The sequence below is a fragment of the Aquimonas sp. genome (genome assembly GCF_044377145.1).
Classification (GTDB): domain Bacteria; phylum Pseudomonadota; class Gammaproteobacteria; order Xanthomonadales; family Xanthomonadaceae; genus Aquimonas.
The window spans coordinates 1-4,016 of sequence record NZ_JBILJQ010000157.1; the positions used below are offsets into that span (position 1 = coordinate 1).

Below are 4,016 nucleotides of genomic sequence, written 5' to 3' on the forward strand. Positions count from 1 at the left end.
CGGCGGAAGATGTTTCTGGCGGGCGAACCCGCAACGGCTTTGGCATGGGAGTCTCCGAACAAAGCCGCCCTAGAATGAGAGATAACGTGCTGCGTCACTGTCTCGTGGAGTGTAGGCGCGTAGGGAACCCCGGCAAATGCAGCGCCTGCCCCGAACACAACCCAGAGCGGCACACCAATAGCGGTGCCGAGCGCTGCAATTCCGGCACCTTGGCCGCCGAACAGCGCGACGCCTACTGCTGCACCACCTAGCCCGAGTCTTGCTTTAAGTCCTCGCTCATCCCACGCTAGGCGCTTTGTCTCACGAGCAATTATCTTGACAGCGGGCACAACCACTTTGCTATCGGCAGTAATCGAAATTGCCTGCCTTGCTTTTTGGGTGGAGGGCAGGTTAGTAGCCTTGAGGGCCAGCAGGTGCTCGATCCAGATCCGAATCGCTTCTCTCTCCGCAGCATTAACCGAAGCGGCAATCTTTACGGCAAGTTGCTTCTGCTTGTCTGGAGATTGCTCGAACATTGCCCCTCCTTGCCAGCTCGCGCAGCACTAACCTGCGCGTGGGGCTTTATCGCTTGAGCCCGCGCTGGGCACCGGGGTAGATTTCTCAGTGCGAAGGATCATTCGCTGAAGCACATGCTGGGAGAGCATCATTATTTCGTCCATCTCAAACCGCTTGTCCTTTGAGCGCTCCTGCATGTCCCACATCATCGGGTGAAGAGCCATTCGTTCAATGAGTTTGATGAAACGACGTAACGCATCAGCCGAATCTGGATGCCCCGATTCCATTTTTCTATACACTTCAGCTCCCACTTCGTATAGCCACGGGAAATCTTCTTTGAAGAAGCTCCCAATGATTAGCGGGGCGAGGCTGTCGCCATGCTCTTTTCCTGTCATCACCATTTCTTCCATGAATCTCGGATGCATCCGCCGCATTCGTTTTCTGCTCATTGAACTTTCGGGATCTACTCTCTTTTCAATGCGGCCGGGCAGATCTTGAAACATGACCTTGATTTCTTCGAATATCTTTGCGACCGAGGTCTCGTCCTGCTTGTCGTCCGAATTCTGATCTTGAGGAAGCTTCTGTTTTTCGAGTAACGGCTTTATCTTCTGCTTGAAGGTTTCCACTTGCATCTTCACGACATCGCGGTCCGGTTCAGCCCCCGGAATACGACCGACTAGTTGAATGACAAGCCGCGTAAGGGAGTCAACTTCATCATCTAGATTCTGGAACTGGGCGAACGGTCCAGATGCCGCAGACGAGAGCGGGATACCAAGAGCGATGCCTTGAACTGGCGTGGTCAATTTTCCTTTTGCGACACCTGCTTCAAACAAAATCCAAGGACGATTGATGCTGTGAGGCGTGAGAAGGCAAACAACGTCAGAAGCGGCCTCCAGTTTCTTCATGATTTCCGGATACCACTCAATTCCATATTCAATGCCCTGGTTGCCTTTTTTGTCCGAAGAGCGGAACGACTTCAGCACGCCAGCACTGACACTGCTGATGAGGCGGCTAAACGCCTCAGCAATCTCTGCGTCCCTCGAATCATGGCTGATAAAAACAAGTGCATTTGGCCGACGGCTGGCTTGCTCTCCAGCTGCTTGTGGGTCTGATTGTTTGTCCATGCCGTGGCCCCTGAAAAAAGCTAACTACTATTGAACGGGAACTGTCCGCGATAACGCCGCCGTACAATCTTGCTTCGCGCAAACGCCACCAAGAACATCTTGGGCCTGATCAACACCATAGGCGACCCCTTCCGCCTATCGCGCCCGCCTAATCTGTCGGCGTCTCCTGCGAAGAGCGGCCGTTGGGGATGTTGTCACCGTTGACGCTTCCGTTCAAGCGAGTATCAGCGGCTTCGTCGCTGCACCAATCGCCGAGTTGAACCTGGACATCGAGCGGGGGCGAGTTGACTCTCGCGGGCCGGACCGACGGACTCAACCAACTCGCCACGCACCGCTCCGAACCCCGAATCCCGATTCCCAGCCCTCAAAGCAACTTATTCACCTTCAAATACTGCTCCAGCTCGCGATAGCCGCCGTCGCCGCCGTATCGCACCAGATTGCGTGCCGTGCGCAGCCACTCCAGGGTGCTGGCGGGATACTCGGCAACTGCTTCCAGCAGGTCGCGCTGGTGCAGCGCGCGCTCGTTTCCGGTGTCCAGCGCATGTGCGATCACGCGCTCCTTGGCGAGGTCGATCAGGCCTTCGATGTCGGCGCCGGAATAGAACTGCGTTGCCCGCGCCAGTGCAGGCAGGTCCATCGCCTCGCTGGGCACGCCGTCGAGCTTGAGCCGGAACAGGTATTGCCGCGCCGCGGCATCCGGCGGCGGCACGAATACCTGGCGGGCGAAGCGGCCGCTGCGCTTCATTGCCGAATCCACGTCCCAGGGCATATTGCTGGCGGCCAGCACCAGCACGTCGCGGTTCTGCGCCAGTACGCCATCGAGCTGGGTCAGGAATTCGTTGACGATGCGACGGCTGTGTTCGGAACTCGCCTTGGCGCGCGGAGGCCAGCGCGTCGAGTTCATCGAAGAACAGCACGCATGGGCGCTGTTCGCGGGCGCGCACGAACACGTCGGCCAGCTGCTCCTAACTCTGGCCGAACCAGACGCTGACGATCTCGGCCACGCCGACATTGATGAAGCGACCGCCGGCCTCGCCGGCCAGGGCGCGTGCGATCAGGGTTTTGCCGCAGCCCGGCGGGCCGTACAGCATCACGCCGCCACCGGCTGACTTGCGGAACCGGGCAAACAGGCCGGGATTGCGGAAGGGCTCGATGATCTCCAGGCGCAGCGATTTCTTCAGCGCATCGAGGCCGGCGACATCGCCGAACATCGCCGGTGGCTCTTCTGCGGCGTGCTGCTGCGGCGCGACCGCGCGGATCTCGACGCTGGCGGCGATGCGCGCCAGCAGCCGACGCGCGCCGGCGCGTTCGCGCTCGCGCTGCAGTAGCGCTTGCGCACAGGCTCTGGCGTCGCGCAGGTCGAGCAGAAAGGCCAGCCGCGCGCGCGAACAGCGGGTGCGGGTTTTCAGGCTCTGCCGCCAACACATGCTGTGCCGCTTCGGCCTCGAGCCAGCGGCGGCGCTGCATCCAGCCATGGGCTTCCGCGCAGGCTTGGTTCCATTCATTCAAAAGAGCACGTCCAGCCCGGAATGCAGCCAGCGCCTCCAGTGACGGCCGCTGGGAACTTGGCTGGGTGCAGCGGTCGACCATCTGCACATCGGTTTCACGATTGGATTGGCATCGTCGCGCCCGTACTTTCAGAAATTACTGAAACTTCGGACCCGACATGAACCTGAACCCGCTCAGCCAGTCCTTCGTCCTGCACTTCGGTGAAATGGGCAGCCGCTGGGGCATCAACCGCACGGTTGGCCAGATCTACGCCCTGCTCTACGTCACCCGCGAACCACTGACCGCCGATGACATCGTCGAAAAACTCGGCGTTTCGCGCAGCAACGTCAGCATGGGTTTGAAGGAGCTGCAGAGCTGGCGGCTGGTGAAGCTCGAACACCACCCCGGCGACCGCCGCGACTTCTTCTCCGCGCCGGAGGATGTCTGGCAGATCTTCAAGACCCTCGCCGAGGAGCGCCAGCGCCGTGAGGTCGACCCGACCCTGTCGATGCTGCGCGATGCGCTGCTGGAAACCGCGGGCTCGCCGGAGGATGCGTACGCGCAGGAACGCATGCGGAAGATGCACGAGCTGATCGACCAGATCACCGAGTGGTTCGCCGAAGTGCGCAAGCTTTCGCCAGAGACCCTGCAGAGCCTGATGGGCTTGGGCAGCAAGGTGGTCAAGCTGCTGGAGTTGAAAGAGCGTGTGCTGGGTGGTGGGCGGCGCAGCGAGCCTGAAGTGAAAGCGCCGCCTGATGCGAGCGAGCGTGCGTTGAAGGCGGTCCCTACGCGCCTACACTCCACGAGACAGTGACGCAGCACGTTATCTCTCATTCTAGGGCGGCTTTGTTCGGAGACTCCCATGCCAAAGCCGTTGCGGGTTCGCCCGCCAGAAACATCTTCCGCCGT

4 protein-coding genes and 1 pseudogene are annotated in these 4,016 nt (G+C 60.0%); 1 reads left to right on the plus strand and 4 read right to left on the minus strand.

The genetic code is table 11. From position 1 onward, the window contains the following. The 4 genes and pseudogenes from ACIQ7H_RS21980 to ACIQ7H_RS21995 form a co-directional block, all read right to left on the minus strand. Positions 1 to 515: hypothetical protein (locus ACIQ7H_RS21980; RefSeq protein ID WP_395795601.1), on the minus strand; the 515-nt coding region annotated here is incomplete at its 3' end. Between the two features lie 27 nt (positions 516 to 542). Next, positions 543 to 1,619, minus strand: coding sequence for a hypothetical protein (locus ACIQ7H_RS21985; RefSeq protein WP_395795603.1), 1,077 nt, complete (start codon positions 1,617 to 1,619; stop codon positions 543 to 545). Between the two features lie 364 nt (positions 1,620 to 1,983). Next, positions 1,984 to 2,523 carry an AAA family ATPase gene (locus ACIQ7H_RS21990; RefSeq protein ID WP_395795605.1) on the minus strand — a complete coding sequence of 180 codons (540 nt, stop codon included), beginning with the start codon at positions 2,521 to 2,523 and terminating at the stop codon, positions 1,984 to 1,986. Positions 2,524 to 2,545: 22 nt separating this feature from the next. Next, a pseudogene (locus ACIQ7H_RS21995) lies at positions 2,546 to 3,124 on the minus strand (AAA family ATPase); the annotation flags it as partial. Positions 3,125 to 3,285: 161 nt separating this feature from the next. On the opposite strand from ACIQ7H_RS21995, the gene ACIQ7H_RS22000 reads away from it, so the two are divergent. Continuing rightward, positions 3,286 to 3,921 (plus strand): GbsR/MarR family transcriptional regulator, encoded by a 636-nt coding sequence (locus tag ACIQ7H_RS22000; protein ID WP_395795607.1) that lies wholly within the window; start codon positions 3,286 to 3,288, stop codon positions 3,919 to 3,921. Positions 3,922 to 4,016 lie beyond the last annotated feature (95 nt).

Excerpts from the sequence above, each read along its gene's own strand:
- ACIQ7H_RS21985 (WP_395795603.1), bottom strand. The coding sequence starts at position 1,619 with ATGGACAAACAATCAGACCCACAAGCAGCTGGAGAGCAAGCCAGCCGT.
- ACIQ7H_RS21990 (WP_395795605.1), bottom strand. The coding sequence starts at position 2,523 with ATGAACTCGACGCGCTGGCCTCCGCGCGCCAAGGCGAGTTCCGAACAC.
- ACIQ7H_RS22000 (WP_395795607.1), top strand. The coding sequence starts at position 3,286 with ATGAACCTGAACCCGCTCAGCCAGTCCTTCGTCCTGCACTTCGGTGAA.